Genomic DNA, 19,014 nt, shown 5'->3' on the forward strand with positions numbered 1-19,014 from the left:
CCAATGAACACATTAAACAATTATATAAAAGTAGGGATTACCATCCTGTTTATCGGGCTTCTCGCGGCCTGCAAGCGTGATGCTGAGAGTACACTCAATTTGAGTGCAGATGTAGATGTACTTTCTTTCAAGGTCGGCAATACCATTGGGAAAGTAGATCAGGCAAAAGGTACCATTCTTGTCATGGTTCCTGAAGGTACAGATCTTTCGGCGGTGGCTCCGACAATTGAATTGCCCAGCAATGCAAAGGTTTCTCCAGCTTCAGGCATCGCCCAGAATTTTTCATTTTCTAGCACAACACCGATTACTTACCGTGTGTTTAATGGTAATCTATTTAATACCTACCAAGTAACCGTCAAAGAAATCAAAGCAGAAATAACGGCATTCCGCATCGGAGAAAAAGCAGGGATCATTGATCAGAAAAATAAAAGCATTAAAATTTACCTACCCCTGGGGACAGACCTAAAGAACCTATCACCTGTGATAGAATTTACAGCCGGAGCAAGCATAACGCCCAATCAGAGTGGGCCCGTAGATTTAAGTTCCCCCATAAAATACAGCCTTGCGTATATGGGGCAGACTTTCCAATACACGGTAACTGCCCTATTGGGTACTGAACCCAAACAAATCTTTATGATTTATAATGGCGAAACCAGCGTTCCACATTTCGACGGGTTAGGGGTGAGTACGGTAGATTCACCTTATCCCAATCCGAAAACCACTGGAATTAATGCAACACCTTTCTGTGCGTCTTTTGTACGGGACAATAAAACTGGTGAAGGCTGGCACGGTGGAGCGCTCTGGAATGCAAATAAAGTGACGATCAATCCGGCAGAATACGGGAGTTTCTCGATGATGGTATTGAAAGATGTTGCTGGTGATGTGCAATTGGAGATTCAATCGGATGGCGAACAGAATAAAGATTGGTTGCGTGCCAATTATTCGAAAGATCATGTCGGTGAGTGGCAAGAATTGGTTTTTCAGATTCCTGCCGGAAGAAAAGCTATAATTAACAATATATTGGTAATGCCACATGAGCATCCTAATGGACAGCCCGTGGTATTTCCTACCCAACGGATGTACTGGGACGAATTGAAGGCATTACCTAAAGAGTAATCGAATACAAACAAAACAAGTTATTATAAAAGCAAAAATGATAGCTAATCAGGGATTAATAGAAAGATTTAAATCATGAGACCAAAGACGTATTTGCTTCCGACAGTATTCTTGCTAAGTTTGTTGACAAGTTGCAAGAATGGGGACGAGAGTTCGACAGGGCTGGATAGGCCCATGGAAATACTGCCTGTGGATAGTTCTACGGTATGTATTTCGGGGCAGGAGGCGGGCCCTTATCAAAGGTTCTACAGACCCCAGCAGGGGTTTGTGGGCGATCCCATGCCTTACTACAATGTCAACGATAACAAGTTCTACTTGTTTTATCTGTATGAAAATGCCAACAGGCATCCGATTTATAGTACGCGGACAAGTGATTACGGTACATTTGAGGGCTATACCGAAGTCTTGTCGTCGGGTGCTGTGGGGAGTCAGGATGAATGGATCGGAACAGGAAGTTTTATTAAAAAAGGAACATTGTATTACTGTTTCTATACGGGGCATAACAATGTTTTTACGCCTGCGGAAAAGATTATGTTGGCTACGTCAACTGATTTAATGAATTGGACTAAGCAACCAGCAATGGCGCTGCAAGCTGCAGCGGGCTATGATCAAAATAATTTTCGTGATCCACAGGTTTATTGGGATGAAGGCCGCAATGCCTACGTCATGTTAGTCACGACACGAAAAGACGGAAAAGGAACGCTGGCACGTTATCAGTCGACAGATTTAAGCAGTTGGTCTATGATTGAACCGCTCGTTGCGACCACAGGGACAGTGGAGAAATATGGAATCGAAACAGATGCAGAACTATTGGAATGCCCGGATCTATTTAAAATGGGCAATAAATGGTATCTCTTGTTTTCGCGGATCAACCGGGATGAACATCGCAAGACATTTTATCGTGTTGCGGATTCTCCGGATGGCCCTTGGACGATCTGTCGGGATAGCGAAGGACATCATGAAACCTTCGACGGACGCTATCTCTACGCGGGCAAAACGGCTAGCGACGGTACGACACGTTATCTTTCGGGATGGTGTTCAACCGGGCAAACAGTAAATAATAACAACGAACTGCCCTGGGCTGGAAATTTAATTTCACACCAGTTGGTTCAGGGAGCTTCAGGACGTTTATATCCTAAAATTCCGGAAGCCCTAAACAGTAAATTCAATAAGGAAGTCGCCTTTGAAAAGCTGAGCAATGTTGGTCAAGTTTCCGAATCGAATAAAACCTATAGTTTGACAGCGCAATCGGGCGGAAGAAGTTATGCACAATTTAACCGGAACACTTCATCCGTGAAAGTGACAATGACCATTGATGCTTCCCAATCCAGCAAATTTGGTTTTTCATTTGGCGCATGTGATGATCCGACCGAAGTATATAGCATTGCTTTTGATCTGACTTCATCCAATCGTTGGAACATGCCAGCACTGTTTATGAACAAGGAGGCGCGCGATGGCGGCGGAAGCAAAACAGAACTCAATTTTACGCCACTTACAGTACCGACCAACCGGATTTTTAACGTGAAAATTATTATTGAAAAATCGATTGGTATCGTATATGTGAATGACCGTGTTGCTTTTACCAACCGGATCTATAAAATGGATCAAAACCCTTGGACTATTTTCGCGGATCAAGGAACAGTACAAGTGAATGGGTTGAAAATCGAAAAATCTTCCTGACAATTGAGACGATATTTGCCTATTGAAGCGAACAATAACCTAATTAGAAATGTAAATAAAAGAAAAATGATAAGATTAAAGAAATACGGTGTTTTGATGCTCCTGCTAAGTGTTTTTGGTACAAGTCTGGCACAGACGGGACAGCATAAACAAGGAGATCCCGAAGAGAAGTATCGCCCACTTTACCATTTTACCCCACCGCAGGGCTGGATGAACGATCCCAATGGACTGGTTTATCTGGACGGTAATTATCATCTTTTTTTTCAGCATAATCCCGAAAAACCCGTTTGGGGGCCTATGCATTGGGGCCATGCGATCAGTAAAGATTTAATCCATTGGGACGAGCAGAAGATCGCATTGTACCCCGATAGTTTGGGGACTATTTTCTCCGGTAGTGCTGTAATCGATAAAGATAACACGGCAGGTTTTGGAAAAGGTGCTATGGTCGCCATTTTTACCCATCACAATCATCAGGAAGAGGATCGAAAAACAGGATTGCATCAAAATCAAAGTTTGGCTTATAGTTTGGACAAGGGCCTTACCTGGACAAAGTATAAAGGCAATCCGGTATTGCCAAACCCTGGTATATGGGATTTCAGAGATCCAAAGGTGATGTGGCATGTGCATAGCCAACGTTGGATTATGACCTTGGCTACAAAAGATTGTATTACTTTCTATTCTTCCAAAGATTTGAAAACATGGCAGAAGGAAAGTGAGTTTGGCAAAGAGGTGGGGGCCCATGGTGGAGTCTGGGAATGCCCTGATCTTATCCCCATGGATTACAAAGGAGCTACAAAATGGGTTTTGCTGGTGAGCATCAATCCAGGTGGACCCAATGGTGGCTCGGTGACACAATATTTTGTGGGTGACTTTGATGGGCATCAGTTCCGAACAGCGGATACTAAAATAAAATGGTTGGATTGGGGACCCGATAACTATGCCGGCGTAACCTGGAGTAACCTAGGGGATAGGCACCTGATGATTGGCTGGATGAGCAACTGGCAATATGCCAATGTGGTTCCTACCACAAAATGGCGTTCCTCCTCAACCATACCCCGTGTTTTAACTTTAGGAAAAGTTGGACAGTCGTTCTACGTTGCGAGTACTGTGCCCACAGAAATTGAAACCGCATTTCGTCCGCTAAAAAAATATCATGGCGGTGGAACGAAGGAAGTTTCATTCGAGCAACATCTCCCACAAGCGTACCGTTTGGACCTTAAAGATTTGAAACGGCAGGCTTTTAAAGTCATCTTATCGAATGAATCTGGTGACGAATTGGTTATTGGTTATCGTGAAGACCAAAATGCCTATTATATCGATCGTTCTAAGTCCGGTGAAGTGTCTTTTAATGGAGAATTTCCAAAGACAGCTTTGGCACAACGGCTGCAAAATAAGGGAGCACTTTCTTTCAGTTTGTATGTTGATGTGAGCTCTGTGGAACTTTTTGCAGACGAGGGGCTAACGGTAATGACCAGTTTATTTTTTCCGAACAGGCCAATAACCAAGCTGCGTGTCGTGGGAGATAAAAAGCTGGAGTTTAAAGAACTGAGTATCTCCAAATTTAATACACAATAAGACTTAATTGCTTAAGAATATAAGCCTGTCCGACTTGGTTGGACAGGCTTTTTTTTGCCTTTTGGACAGCCCTTTTGTTATGAATAAGTGTTCTTGAATAACTGATAGAAGATGTAAATGTAACAATCTTCTGTCTTTCAGTAATTTAATTTGAATTCATGTGCTTATTGATTAATTTAATGACCAAAATAATCAATTATGGACAGCGCTCAATAGTTATCTAATAAGTCTTTTGCGCATATTGGTATCGACCTAAACCAATGAGATATGTAAGGTTTGGTACTTGTCCAACTGATCCAATATTACACAATGTTAAATTTATCATTTCGTAGAAAAGAACTTCGTTTTTTTGTATTGCTATTGTGCTTAGGCCTTTTGTCTATGCAAGTAAAGGGGCAAAGTCATGTTAAGGACTTTAGTTTGAGTAATGGACAAAAAGTGCTTTTTTTAGGCAATAGTATTACTTACGCGGGGCAATATGTCGCCATGACCGAAAGTCTATTCCTGAGCAGTCATCCGAAAAGGAAACCTGAGTTTATTAATTCGGGGTTACCAAGTGAGACCGTTTCTGGACTCAGTGAACCGAATCATGCCGATGGAAAATTTCCACGCCCCTGTCTATTTGATCGACTGGACAATGTGCTTGATAAAATCAAACCTGAGGTGGTTTTCGTCTGTTATGGCATGAATGACGGCATTTACCTCCCTTTTGATGCTATCCGTTTTGAAGCCTATAAAAATGGAATTATCCGTCTGCACAAACGTTTGGTCGATCAGGGCGTCAAACGCATCCTATGGATGACACCTCCAGTGCATGATGATCCGCAGCTTCGGCTCAATGGCTACAATAAAGTATTGGATCGTTATGCCGAATGGCTTATCGGCTATGCCAAAATGCAGTCCTGGGAAATCATAGACCTGCATTTTCCCATGCGTCGCTACTTGGAAGCTGGGATCGAGAAAGACGCTCAGTTTAAGCTGGCTGCAGATGGGGTGCACCCCGGAGAGCTGGGGCATTGGCTAATGGCAAAGGAAATTGTACAGCACCTGATGCCTGATTTCCCTATTGAAAGCACATGGGATGACAATTTGCGCAATCAGCCAAAACTTCGCCAGTTATATACGCTTGTTTTGAAAAGGCAGACGATGATGAAAGACGCATGGCTAACCTATACAGGTCATAAACGACCTGGACTATCCAAAGGAATTCCAATAGAAGATGCAATCAAAGCATATGCTGCTATTCAAGATGAAATTCAAGCGTTGGGTTTCTGATCGGTGATAGCTTGTAATCCGAATAAATGAACTTTTATGTATAAATCTATATCATGATGAAAATCAATTTTTTTAAGTGGAAGTGTGCAGCAGCAGTGGGAATGTTGCTGTGCATGACCGATGTTGCTATTTCACAGACCAAATCGGCACCTTATGAAGGTGTTGCCGGTTGGCAGGAGACGCAAGATAAACGCATGGAATGGTTTAAAGAGGCCCATTTTGGACTATTTATCCATTGGGGATTGTACAGTGCAGCAGGTGGTTCTTTTGAAGGGAAACAATATCCACAGCATTATGCCGAATGGATACAAACCTGGGGGAAAATTCCCAGTAAGCACTATGCTGAAGTACTGAAACCAAAATTTACTTTAGGTTCTTTTGATCCACAATCCTGGGCGCGCCTTGCGAAAAAAACCGGAATGAAATATATGGTGCTGACCTCCCGACACCACGAAGGCTTTAGCCTGTTCAATAGCCAACAACCTTATGCCTTGAAAAATGATGTTACGGGTACGGCAAATTTATCGCCGAAAGGAAGAGATCTTTACCGCGAAATTATGGATGCTTTCCGTCAGGAGGGAATGAAAGTAGGAGCTTATTATTCGCTCCTGGATTGGCAACATCCCGATTCTTATGAGGCCTTTCAGTTGAACCCGAATGTGGATAAGCACCAGCCAGATCATGAACGTTACAAAGCCTATCTCTATGGCCAAATTAAAGAACTTGCACAAAATTACGGGCGGCTGGACATGCTATGGCCCGATTTCAGCAGCAAACAGCATGAGGGGGAAGCCTGGGGGACAAAGCATATTTTGACAGATCTGATCAAATGGCAGCCCAATATTATTATCAATAATCGATTTTGGAACGGACTCGAAAATAAGAACGGTGATATCGGAACTCCCGAAAAATATATTCCTCCAACAGGTTTGCCGGGTATGTACTGGGAGGTAAGCCATACCATGAATGAAAGTTATGGCTACAGCGCTCATGATCAAAATTGGAAAAGCTTTTCCAAGATCATGCAATTATTTGTGGAAACGGTGAGTAAAGGGGGAAATTTCCTGTTAAATGTCGGACCCGATGGTGACGGAGCCATTCCTGAACCTGCGGTGCGGATTATGGAGCAAATCGGGGAATGGATGAAGGTCAATGGCGAATCTATTTACGGTACCACCGCGAGCCCTTTCCAAGCCTTGGATTGGGGGTATTGTACCCAAAAAAATGGGAAGCTGTACCTGCATGTTTTTGATCGTCCGGCCGATGGAAAAATAAATCTGCCCATCAAAAATAAAGTGACGGCTGTCTACGCCCTAGCTTCACCTAAAATGAAGTTAAAATCTACTTTAGAAAACGGAAGACCAGCAATTCCTGTCGATATCTTCGACAGTAAGAAAGGACCGAAGGTTATTGTGGTCGAAATCCAGGGAAAGCCAATTGTTGAGGAAAGCCTGACCCAAACACAGGCAGATGGACGTATTGTGATGAATGCAAATAATGCAAAATTACAGGAAGGAAAGGGATTAAAAATTATTGGTGCGCATACCCATGATCCAAACCGCCCGAACGCCATTGGTCAATGGAAAGACCTTGCGGATAAAGTTTTTTGGGATATCAAAATTCAAAAACCAGGGAAGTATCGTGTGCTCGTCAATTATCTGGCGAATAGCAAGCAGCACGGAAAAATTGTGCTCTCGATACTCGGACAGCAGCTCCCATGGACATTCGTCGCTGAAAAAGAAGCTAAATTTAAGGAGGTGGTTATGGGGAACATTGAGGTATCCCAGCAAGTAATTGGTGAGCCTAGTACGAAGGTGATTTTGCAGGCTACAGCCATCGAAGGCGATACTTTGCCAGAGATTGCTTCGATTACTTTGGTGCCGATTCAAGAATAAACTTTTTATAAAAAAACTGAACAAATCATCCATACATAAACCATTTTGCCGTCAAGGACTGAGGAAGTACCAATAAAGACGAGCAGAAAAATAAACTATCCATAAAGAATGAAAAGAAGAGAATTTATAGCCAAGGGAATTGTATCCTCTTTGGCTTTTACAATTGTCCCGCGCGTTGTGTTGGGAGGCAATGGATTTCTTGCGCCAAGTGATCGTATCAATCTTGGATTTATTGGTGTCGGAAAACAATCCTATACCTTGATGAATGGCCTCAATCGCTGCAAGGAAATTGCAAGTCTGGCTGCCTGTGATGTAGACCGTAATAAGTTGGCCGCATTTATTGCGGCGACAGCGAAAAAACAAACGGAATTGTCAAAAGCACAGACCGAGATCAAGGCCTATCATCATTATCGGGAACTATTGGATCGGAAAGATATTGATGCTGTTGTCATTGCAACGCCCGATCATTGGCATGCGCAGATTGCAGTTGATGCGGCTAAAGCTGGCAAAGATATTTATTGTGAGAAACCCCTTGCATTGACCATTGCCGAAGGTCGTGCAATGGTCGATGCAACCCGAAAATATAAACGTGTATTTCAGACGGGCAGCATGCAGCGTTCTTCCTATAATTTTAGACAGGCAGCAGAACTGGTTCTCAATGGCTATATCGGCAAAATCAAGGAAATCAATGTTTCTGTGGGCGAACCGGTCAAACAATGTGACCTTCCCGCTATGCCAGCCCCCGATTATCTCGATTGGGATATGTGGGTAGGACCTTCACCATATCGGGGTTATAACCCGATATTAAGCCCACCTTTGGAAGACGATAAATGGGCCTGGTGGCGTGGTTACCGTGATTTTGGTGGCGGTTACATCACCGATTGGGGAGCACATATGTTTGACATCGTGCAATGGGCCTTGGGTATGGATGAATCGGGCCCTGTTCAGTTTAATCCACCCAAGGAAGCCAATAGCAATAGCGGACTCTCGTTTAGCTATGCCAATGGCGTTCGGGTAAACCATGTACAGTGGGGAGTACATAATGCGATCCAATTTATTGGTGAAAAAGGTAAGATTGAAGTAAGCCGCGAATTTATCCGCTCGAACCCGGAAAATTTGGCGAATCTTAAACTGACATCTTCTGATCGTCGTTTGTATTATAGTGATAATCACTATCAGGACTGGGTTGATGCGATTAAAAAAAGAAGTAAGCCTATCTGTGATGTTGAAATAGGTCACCGGACGAGCTCAGTGTGCAATGCCATCAATATTGCGTATGAACTTCAAAAGGATTTAAAATGGAATCCACAAAAAGAACAGTTCGACAATGACTATGCTAATCTCATGCGCAGTCGCCCTTATCGCGGGGAATGGGATTTTAGAAAGTTCTAGTAAAGAAATTGGGCGATTAATTGTAAACAGGCTTAGCAAAATACGCTAAGCCTGTTAAGCATGTCTCACAATTTTTTGATCAAATAGTGGGGAAAGATTCGTACCTGCTTCGTACCTTATTCGGATGGGATACAGATATTGTACAGGTGCTGAACAGATATTGACCAGACCCTGAACAGGAATTATTTGTTCAACTTTCGATCAATAGCCGTAGCAAGACTCTCCACATCCGAAGGTGGTACGAACACAATACGAAGACAACCCGAAGACAGTATTAGCGCTGTAGATACAAAAGGCCATATAAAACAAGTTTTTCTGTCAACGGAAAGCGCATGAAAGCAAGCATATTGGAATGATCATTTACACGATTTGATCACTAGATCGCTTTTCTTATCGGGAGATAAAAAAAACATGGCCCGCTGATTTAAAACAAAGAGGACAAAAAGAAAATTTGCTATTCTGGATAGATAATTGCTTTATTTGTATCCAACAATTATTACATTCGAACAGCAAAGGGAATCTAGATATGTCGCAATTAACAATAGTAGATCTGGCCAAAAAGCTCGGCTTGTCAAAATCGACCGTTTCCCGTGCATTTCGGGATAACGTGGACATTAATCCAGCGACAAAAGCTCGGATTCTGGCTATGGCCGAAGAAATCGGTTTTTCGCCGAATGTTTATGCAAGTAGTCTAAAGGCAAATAAAAGTCTGACCATTGCGATTATTATTCCCGAATTTGGTAATAAATTTTTCTCGCAAGCCATCAAAGGAATTGAGGCTGTGGCGCGTTCCAAGGGCTATCATACCTTAATTTATGTGACGGATCATCAGGTGCAAAATGAAGCCTCAATCGTACGTTCACTGGCTAATGGGCGGGTGGATGGCGTTATCATTTCGGCTTCGGGTGAGGGTAAAGACCATTCGCATTTACAACTTTTGGCAGAGCGCGGCATTCCGGTCATGTTTTTTGACCGTGCATACGACGATTGGAAGGGGGGGTATATTACGGGTAATGACTTTGATTCGGCTTACCTGGCAACCAAACACCTGATCGATAATGCCTGTAAACGGATCGCTTACCTCGCGATTAATCCGAATGTCTCCATCGGTAAGGTACGTAAAGATGGTTACGAAAAGGGCTTGCAGGAAGTGGGAATTCCGATCAGACCGGAGCTTATTTTGGATACGGTCAATGATGCTGATCAGAATATGAAAGATATTGCCCACCTGATCGAACGGGAGAAACCCGATGCCATATTTGCCTCGGTAGAACGTCTTGCTATTTCGAGTATACGGGTGGCCAAACAGCTCGAAATTCGTATTCCGGAAGATCTTAAAATCATTTGTTTTTCTTGTTTGGATATCGCCGATCTGATTGACCCGGCACTGAGCGTAGTGAAACAACCAGCCTATGAAATGGGGCAATTAGTAACAAAATACCTATTGGATAAGATGGAAGACCCCGAAAATACTAAGTTTGCTAATTCGGTTTATCTTGATTCCCAGCTTATTTTTCAAAAATCTAGCCTGAAATAAGAAAAAAAATATTTGTTTTTTGTAATCCCATTATTTAGCTTTGGTTACTTTCGGGAACATTCCCGAAAGTATTTAAATAATCAATTTGTATAAAATATTGGATAGGGAAATCCAGCAAATCGCCACAAGCGATTTCTTTTTACCTTGATTTCGGGAACGTTCCCAATTTCAGATTCCAAGTAAAGCTAATTATCGATGGGGAAGCATATCTCTCGTTTAATAGGGTATCTCTGGGTGATTGTCCTATTATCATCATGTGCAAATAAGAAAGATATCGTGGATGTCGAGCAACCTCCTGTTGTTGAACAGCAGGGATCTGGTTTGCTCAATCTTTCCGCCCCATTTATCTATTGGGATCAGGAAATTACGTTGCAATTTGATCTTTCGAAAGGAAATGCGGCTTTAAAAGGTAGTACTACCGACCTTTACCTACACGCCGGATTGATTCCTGTGAATGGGGGCAGCTGGCAACATGTAGCAACAGATTGGTCAAAGAATGACAATGCTTATAAACTTAAATTTGTTTCTGCTGGTTTATATTCATTCACATTTACCCCTTCCATATTTTTTAACCTGACTAATGGCGGAGAATTTGGTCAGATGGCACTTTTAGTCCGCAATGGTGATGGGTCGCTGGTCCAACGAAACAAAAATAATTCAGATCTATTTCTTCCTCTTGTAACGAGCAATACACAGGCCATTCGTTTTGTTTCGCCTACGCTGCAGCCCACAGATCCAATTACCCTGGAGCAGATGTACACCGTTGGAGATAATCTGAAGCTAAAAGTACAGGCAACGCAGTCCGGAAAAATCAGTATCTGGGACAATGGTTTATTGTTTGTTGAATCTTCTGCTGGGCTGTCATTAGAAAAATCGCTCAGCCTACAGAGCAATGGCCTGCACGAGCTTGAAGCACGTCTTGAGGCTGGGGGCAAAATATATTCCAGTAAAGCACAGTTATTTGTGCAATCAAAACCTGCCATCGCTGCACTCCCGATAGGCGTCAATGCAAACGGAACAACCATAAACAGGGAAAAAGGAGAGGTCAGTTTTGCGCTCACAGCACCATTAAAAACGAGTGTGTATGTCTTGGGCGATTTTAATAACTATAAAGCGTTACCAGCCTATGCGATGAGCCAGACACCGGATGGCAAAACCTGGTGGGTTACCGTATCGAATCTGGATTTCTCTAAAAAACAGACTTATCAGTTTTTGGTGGACGGTCAGCTGAATATCGCCGACCCCTATGCTGAGCTGATTCTTGATCCGCAAAACGACGCGGCACTCGGACTGACCGCGGCGGCTGTACCCGCTTATCCCGCTGCTGCGCAGGGAGTAGTTGGCGTATTGGATCTCCCAGCCAAATCCTACTCATGGAAAACCACGCTATTTAATAAACCCGCTCAAGGTGATTTAGTTATTTACGAACTCTTGGTCCGTGATTTTGTCAAACAACATCAATATACCACATTGAAAGACTCTTTGTCTTATTTAAAAAGGCTGGGTGTAAATGCGGTAGAGCTTATGCCTGTACAGGAATCGGAGGGGAATTCGACCTGGGGTTATAATCCTTCTTTCCACCGCGCTTTGGATAAATATTACGGCTTAAAAAACGACTTGAAAGCATACGTTGATGCTTGTCATGAAAATGGTATTGCCGTGATTTTGGATGTTGTTTTTAATCATGCTTTTGGTCAATCCCCGCTAGTACAGCTTTATTTTGAGCAGGGCAACGTAGCTGGCAATAGCCCTTGGTTCAATACGGTTGCCAAGCATCCGTTCAATGTTGGCTTCGACTTTAACCATGAAAGTAGTTATACACAGACTTTTGTCAAGGATGTTTTGACCTATTGGATGCAGGAGTACAAGATTGATGGGTTCCGATTTGACTTGTCTAAAGGGTTTACACAGAAAAATTCGGGTACCTCAGAAAGTGATTTAAGTGCATGGAATGCTTACGATGCGTCACGTGTGGCTATCTTGAAGCAATACCAGCAGTATATTCGCAGCATCGATCCCTCGTGTTATATTATTCTCGAACATCTTGGTGGAGATCAGGAAGAGGCCGAACTTGCGCAATCGGGGATGTTGCTATGGAACAACATGAATGCGGTCTTCAATGAGGCGGCGATGGGCTGGAATGCCAACAACGGCTCGGATTTAGGCAGATTATTCCCTTCGAGCCACGGCATGACACAACCCTCGTTTGTGTCTTATATGGAAAGCCATGACGAACAGCGGTTGCTGTTCAAATGCCTGAATTACGGCAATTCATCAGGTAGCTATAACATCAAGAACCTCAGTACGGCATTAAAACGTATGGAACAGGCCGCCGTGTTTTTATTGGCTTCGCCTGGACCTAAGATGATCTGGCAGTTTGGCGAATACGGCTATGATGTGTCTATCGATGAAAATGGGCGCACAGGCGAAAAACCATTGTTGTGGAGCTATCTACAACAAGATGATCGCAAAAAGCTCTTTGAGACCTATGCCAAACTTACACGTTTCAAAACCAAAAATAGCATTTTCCAAAACGGGACGATTATCACATCGGCTATGAAAGATGCCGTTAAATATTTTGTTCTCGAAAAGGAGAGACAACAAGTAGGGGTACTTGGCAATTTTGGGGTAGAAAGTGTGGACTTTGCCTTGCCGGCAGCGTTGCAGGGGCAGTGGATCGATAATTTTACGGGAAAAGAGCTCAATTGGTCAGGCCAGTCAAAATTGAGTCTCCTCCCTGGGCAGTACCAATTGATAAGCAAAACAAAACTAAATAAATAAACAGTTATTTTATGAACAAACAGCTATCACGTCCATTTTGGGCTCTGAGCATGCTACTCGGTGTAAGTGCTTCGGCATTTGCGCAACAGGCAACGCTAAAAGGGCGAGTAATGGACCAGAAGGGGAGTTCCTTGGTCGGTGCTACACTGCGCTTCGAGGAGATTCAAAAATCACTGTCTACCAATGCGAATGGGGATTTTAGCTTGGATAGACTACAAACAGGGAAATTACGTCTGAAAGTAAGTATGGTCGGATACGCGACCCTGGATACCTTGATCCAGGTCAACGATGGACAGCATCCGTTAAACCTTTACCTTAAATCCAATACCAGTGCACTGGAAGAGGTTGTGGTGATTGGTTATGGTACACAAAAGAAAAGTGACCTGACGGGTTCAATCAGTACAGTATCTGCAAAAGATTTTCAAAAAGGACAGATCTCCTCGTCGGAGCAACTCATTATGGGCAAAGTTCCAGGCGTACAGATTACAACAAGTGGGGGGCAGCCGGGCGCAGGAAGCACAATCCGTATTCGTACCGGAGCTTCATTGAACGCCAGTAACGATCCGTTAATTGTCGTAGATGGAATTCCATTGGCAGGTGGTTCTGTATCTGGGGTAGCTAACCCATTAAGTTTGATTAACCCAAATGATATCGAGACATTTACAATCTTGAAAGATGCCAATGCAACAGCCATCTATGGTTCGCGGGCGTCGAATGGGGTTATTTTGATCACGACAAAAAAAGGCAGTCGCTCAGGAACACAGATCAACTTCTCTACACAGAATTCATTGGCTACCGTAGCCAATAAAGTAAAGTTGCTCAACGCCGATCAAATCCGCGATTATGTCAATACAAATGGTAGTGATGCCATGAAAAAATTGTTGGGAACAGCAAATACCGACTGGCAGGATGTGATTTATGGCAATGCATTTACAACGGATAATAACGTTAACATTGCTTCCAAAGCGGGCAATATGCCTTACCGTATCTCTGCGGGCTATATGAACCAGGATGGGGTATTGAAAAATGATAACTTAAAACGAACTACTGCTGCATTGGCATTAACGCCAAAATTTCTGGATAACCATCTTTCATTGGATGTAAATGTCCGTGGTACCTGGTCAAAATCGAAATTTGCGACACAAGACGCAATCGGAGCTGCCATTCAGTTCGACCCGACTCAACCTGTCTATGTGGATGATAAAAATAGTTTTGGTGGGTATTATGAGTGGATTCAGGGGGGGAAACCTAATCCCAATGCACCACGAAATCCTTTAGCCTTGTTGGATTTACGCAAAGATAATGGTGATGTGTTTAGAAGTATCGGAAATGCAAAGGTGGATTATAGTTTTCATTTCCTGCCGGAGCTGCATGCCAACTTAAACGTTGGATACGATCTGGCGCGTTCGAAAGGGAACACATTTACACCTGCGATAGCTGCACGTAATTTTAATGAAGGGGGTGAAAGAACCCAATATAAAACCGATATCAACAATAAAACGCTGGAGTTTTATTTAAAGTATGATAAGGAATTACCTACAATCAAAAGTACGATAGACGCGACATTGGGCTATGGCTACTATAAAAATAGCAGTAAGGTTTACAATTTTAACCGTACAAATGCGGAAGGTGATAAGATCCTAAATGAGCCAACGCGGCCTTTTGATAAACCCGAAAATCTGTTGATCTCTTATTATGGCCGTCTGATTTATACCTATGACAACCGGTATGTCCTGTCGGGAACCTTGCGGTCGGATGGTTCTTCCCGTTTTAGTCCTGATAACCGTTGGGGATATTTTCCTTCTGTCGGATTTACCTGGCGCGCCAAAAATGAAGGCTTTTTAAAAGATATAGCTGCAGTATCCGAACTGAAGCTCCGTCTAAGTTATGGAAAAACCGGGCAGCAAGATGGCATCGCCAACTATTCTTATTTGCCTAATTATACCATCAGCGGCAACGAGTCGATGTATCGCTTTGGTGATGAATACTACTATTTAAATTCACCTGTGGCCTACGATAAAGACATTCGTTGGGAAAATACAACAACCTATAATGCCGGAGTTGATTTTGGCTTTAGCAACAATCGGGTCTATGGTAGCGTGGATTATTATTCGAAAAAAACCAAAGACCTGCTCAGCACGATTCCCGTTCCTGTAGGCTCTAACTTTAGCAATTTCCTATTGACCAACGTGGGTAACATGGAAAACCAGGGGCTGGAGTTTAATGTACACTTCGTCCCACTAAAAACGGATAATTCGACCTTGGACATCGGTTTTAACCTAACTTATAATAAGAGTAAAGTAACCAATCTGACACAGAGTGATGATCCAAACTTTATTGTAGAGACAGGTGGTATCCGTGGTGGTACAGGCGGAAATATCCAGGCGCATAAGGTTAATTTCATGCCAAACAGTTTCAATGTTTTCCAACAGGTATATGATGAACAGGGGCATCCTGTCGAAGGTGTCTATGTTGACCGTAATGGAGATGGCGTTATCAGCGATAACGATCGCTATCTGTATAAATCACCGTTACCGAAATATCTTTTGGGTTTTACAGCGGCATACAGCTACAAAAAATGGTCGGCAACAACGGTATTGCGCACAAATCTGGATAATTATGTCTACGACAATGTTTCCTCTAATTTGGGAAGCGGGGCAAATATCAACGATCAGGCTGTTTTGGTGATCAATAATGCACCCGTGGATTTTTTTAATACCAATTTTCTGCTCAAACAGCTAAGAAGTGATTACTACATCAAGAACGCTTCGTTTTTGAAAATGGATAATGTGAACCTGAGTTATAACCTTGGAAAATTTATCCGGAATAGTAAGGCTTCAATGTCGATTTCTGCAACTGTACAAAATGTATTTACGATCACCAATTATAAAGGTGTTGACCCCGAGATATCTAACGGTATAGACGATCGCTTTTATCCGAGGCCAAGGACTTATGTATTGGGTGTAAATGTGAGTTTTTAAACGATATAACAATGAAAAAATTAAATAAATATATAGGTGTATGCTTGCTGGCTATAGCACTGAGCAGCTGCCATAAGGATTTGGATCTAAAACCGACCAACGACGTAACTGCAGATGTGGCCTATAAAGATTTTAAAGGCTATACCTCATCTTTCGCAAGATTATATGGATCATTGACCTTAACCAGTACATCGGGGCCGAATAACTCTGATCTGGGAGGATTGGATGCCGGTACATCGGATTTTTTACGCCTCTTTTGGAACGCACAGGAACTTACGACCGATGAGGCCGCCTGTGCCTGGCTCAATGATTCGGGGATTAGCGGACTGGATTACCTCGATTTTGACGATAGCAATCCCATGCTGCGCGGTCTTTATACCCGCTGTGTCTATAGTGCCACACTTGTCAATGAATTTTTAAGAGAAAGTACAGATGCTAAATTGGCCGAACGCGGTATTTCAGATGCCGATAAAAAAGAAATCGCTTATTATCGTGCCGAAGCAAGATTCTTACGTGCTTATAATTATTGGGTGCTGCTTGATTTGTTTGGAAATCCACCATTTGTAACCGAAGAAACTCCTGTCGGAAAAGTATCGCCGCCTCAGATCAAACGACCTGAACTTTTTGCTTATGTAGAGAAAGAGCTGTTGGAAGTTGCAGGCCAGCTAAAAGGTGCCAAACAGAATGTATATGGTCGTGTCGATCAAGTTGCGGCATGGGGGCTGTTGGCTCGTTTATACCTCAACGCAGAGGTTTACCTGGGTGCTGGTAATAAGAAATATACCGAAGCGATTACATACGCAGAAAAAGTACTGAACTCGGGCTATAGTTTGGGGATAAATTATCGGGAGCTCTTCTACGCGGATAATGATGTGAACAACCCCGAATTTATTTTCTATCTGCCTTATGATGGAACCAAAACACAGAGTAAGGGGGGTACAACTTATCTGATCAATGCAGCTATTGACGCAACCATGGATCCCACTTCTTTCGGTGTACCCGGCGGCGGTTGGGCCGGAAATCGGACACGTGACAATATCGCAACGATTTTCGGTGACTACACTGGAGCAACGGACAAGCGGGCAATGTTTCACTTAAATACAAGTGTGAAAATTGAGGATATCGCTGTCTATAAGCAAGGGCTGGCGGTTACCAAATTCCGCAATGTGAACAAGGACGGAAAAACTGCTCCTCCGGCAGCTGAAGGTTTCGTTGCTTCGGTGGATTTCCCGTTGATTCGTTTGGCAGAGATGAACTTGATCTATGCTGAGGCGACATTGCGTGGCGGCTCTGGCGGCAGCTTGGCCAAGGCGCTGGACTATGTCAATAAACTGCGTGTACGTGCCTATGGAAACAACAGTGGGAACTTAACGAATCTTTCTTTGGATGATATTCTCAATGAGCGTGTGAAAGAATTATACTGGGAAGGATTTAGACGTTCGGATTTAATCCGCTATGGCAAATTTACGGGTGATAATTACCTCTGGCCTTTTAAAGGTGGTGTGCTTGCAGGTCAGGCAGTTGCCGGGTATAGGACGCTGTTCCCACTTCCTGCTTCGGATATTATTGCGAACTCCAATCTTGTACAGAATCCAGGCTATAATTAATCAGCATCAGACAGGAAGAACGGCGAGTCTCTTCCGGTCAATGTAGCCTTACCTGTAATAAGACAATTGTTGACAGATGAAACCGGGCAATATCTATTGTTCGAATGGTCAGTTACCTGGGCTTTCATCAGCTATTGAAAACAAAAATTAAACAGATGAAAATTAGACACTATATCGGAATTATGCTGCTATTTATAGCGGCGTTCCAAAGTTGTAAAAAAGACGAGACGCGCGCTATATTGGCTAGCGGGGAGAGCATAAAGCCTGCAACTTTAAGCCTCGATAAAACGAATGTAACCTTGTCAAAAGATAACGCAAAGGATACGGTACTGCACCTCAATATGATTCAGCCTGACTTTGGTTTTCAGGCCGCAGTAACCAACGTCCTGCAGTTTGCACTTAAAGGAGACAATTTTAAAACAGTAAAAGAAGTTGTCATTCCCAACGGTCGGACAAGCCTTGGATTTACAGGCTATGAATTGAACAGCTATTTACTTTCTCTTGGTGTTCCGACGGGAACGGCTTCGGACTTTGATGTACGCCTCAAGTCGAGTATCAATACTAAAATTACGGTGGTGTTTTCTGCGTTAGCTAGTCTTAAAGCAATCCCTTTTGCTTCGACCAGCTATTTGTACGTTCCGGGAGCTTATCAAGGATGGGATCCGGCTACTGCTGAATCGATTGTCTCCCCAACAAGCAACGGCATCTATACGGGCATTATCTCCTTTCCGGAAGCGAATTCGGAATTTAAGATAACGACAGAGCGCAATTGGGCAAATTCCTATGGACAGGCTGCAGATGGTAAACTCGCTTTTAATGGCGGTGGAAATATAAAGGCTCCCCGTGCAGGAAATCTGGAAATAGAAGTCAATACGACAGCAAATACCATTTCATTTAAAGATCACAATTGGGGCATTATTGGTAGTGCCACGCCTAAGGGCTGGGATGCCGATACGGATATGAAATTCGACAATGCCAATCAGGTATGGAAGCTCACAGTGAGCTTGACTGCAGGCGAGATCAAATTCCGTAAAAACCACGATTGGGGAACGAATTTCGGCGGAGCTAACGGCAGTCTGATTGCCGGCGGGGCCAATATCGCGGTTGCCAATGCCGGTACGTATGATATCGTCGTGGATTTCAATGCAAATACATATACGTTGACGAAGAAATAA

Annotated in this window: 11 protein-coding genes; all 11 read left to right on the forward strand. The window is 43.2% G+C overall.

Annotation, left to right across the window (positions count from 1 at the left end):
- The first annotated feature begins 3 nt into the window (after positions 1-3).
- Positions 4-1,116, forward strand: coding sequence for a hypothetical protein (locus tag M2419_RS23595; RefSeq protein WP_259255745.1), 1,113 nt, complete (start codon positions 4-6; stop codon positions 1,114-1,116).
- A 75-nt stretch (positions 1,117-1,191) separates the two neighbouring features.
- Positions 1,192-2,796, forward strand: a complete 1,605-nt coding sequence (locus M2419_RS23600) for a glycoside hydrolase family 32 protein (RefSeq protein ID WP_159729297.1) — start codon at positions 1,192-1,194, stop codon at positions 2,794-2,796.
- A 66-nt stretch (positions 2,797-2,862) separates the two neighbouring features.
- Positions 2,863-4,371 (forward strand): glycoside hydrolase family 32 protein, encoded by a 1,509-nt coding sequence (locus M2419_RS23605; protein ID WP_259255746.1) that lies wholly within the window; start codon positions 2,863-2,865, stop codon positions 4,369-4,371.
- Positions 4,372-4,680: 309 nt separating this feature from the next.
- Positions 4,681-5,646 (forward strand): SGNH/GDSL hydrolase family protein, encoded by a 966-nt coding sequence (locus M2419_RS23610; protein WP_259255747.1) that lies wholly within the window; start codon positions 4,681-4,683, stop codon positions 5,644-5,646.
- A 53-nt stretch (positions 5,647-5,699) separates the two neighbouring features.
- Positions 5,700-7,541 (forward strand): alpha-L-fucosidase, encoded by a 1,842-nt coding sequence (locus M2419_RS23615; protein ID WP_259255748.1) that lies wholly within the window; start codon positions 5,700-5,702, stop codon positions 7,539-7,541.
- Positions 7,542-7,649: 108 nt separating this feature from the next.
- Positions 7,650-8,933 carry a Gfo/Idh/MocA family protein gene (locus tag M2419_RS23620; RefSeq protein WP_259255749.1) on the forward strand — a complete coding sequence of 428 codons (1,284 nt, stop codon included), beginning with the start codon at positions 7,650-7,652 and terminating at the stop codon, positions 8,931-8,933.
- Between the two features lie 526 nt (positions 8,934-9,459).
- Positions 9,460-10,470 (forward strand): LacI family DNA-binding transcriptional regulator, encoded by a 1,011-nt coding sequence (locus tag M2419_RS23625; protein ID WP_182333008.1) that lies wholly within the window; start codon positions 9,460-9,462, stop codon positions 10,468-10,470.
- 195 nt (positions 10,471-10,665) lie between these two features.
- Positions 10,666-13,251 carry an alpha-amylase family glycosyl hydrolase gene (locus M2419_RS23630; protein ID WP_259255750.1) on the forward strand — a complete coding sequence of 862 codons (2,586 nt, stop codon included), beginning with the start codon at positions 10,666-10,668 and terminating at the stop codon, positions 13,249-13,251.
- An 11-nt stretch (positions 13,252-13,262) separates the two neighbouring features.
- Positions 13,263-16,232: a SusC/RagA family TonB-linked outer membrane protein gene (locus M2419_RS23635; RefSeq protein WP_259255751.1), complete on the forward strand. Its 2,970-nt coding sequence runs from the start codon at positions 13,263-13,265 to the stop codon at positions 16,230-16,232.
- Between the two features lie 11 nt (positions 16,233-16,243).
- Positions 16,244-17,839, forward strand: coding sequence for a RagB/SusD family nutrient uptake outer membrane protein (locus M2419_RS23640; protein ID WP_182333002.1), 1,596 nt, complete (start codon positions 16,244-16,246; stop codon positions 17,837-17,839).
- Positions 17,840-17,994: 155 nt separating this feature from the next.
- Positions 17,995-19,014, forward strand: a complete 1,020-nt coding sequence (locus M2419_RS23645) for a SusE domain-containing protein (RefSeq protein WP_259255752.1) — start codon at positions 17,995-17,997, stop codon at positions 19,012-19,014.

Source organism: Sphingobacterium sp. BIGb0116 (assembly GCF_024808035.1).
GTDB classification, from domain to species: Bacteria; Bacteroidota; Bacteroidia; order Sphingobacteriales; family Sphingobacteriaceae; genus Sphingobacterium; species Sphingobacterium paramultivorum.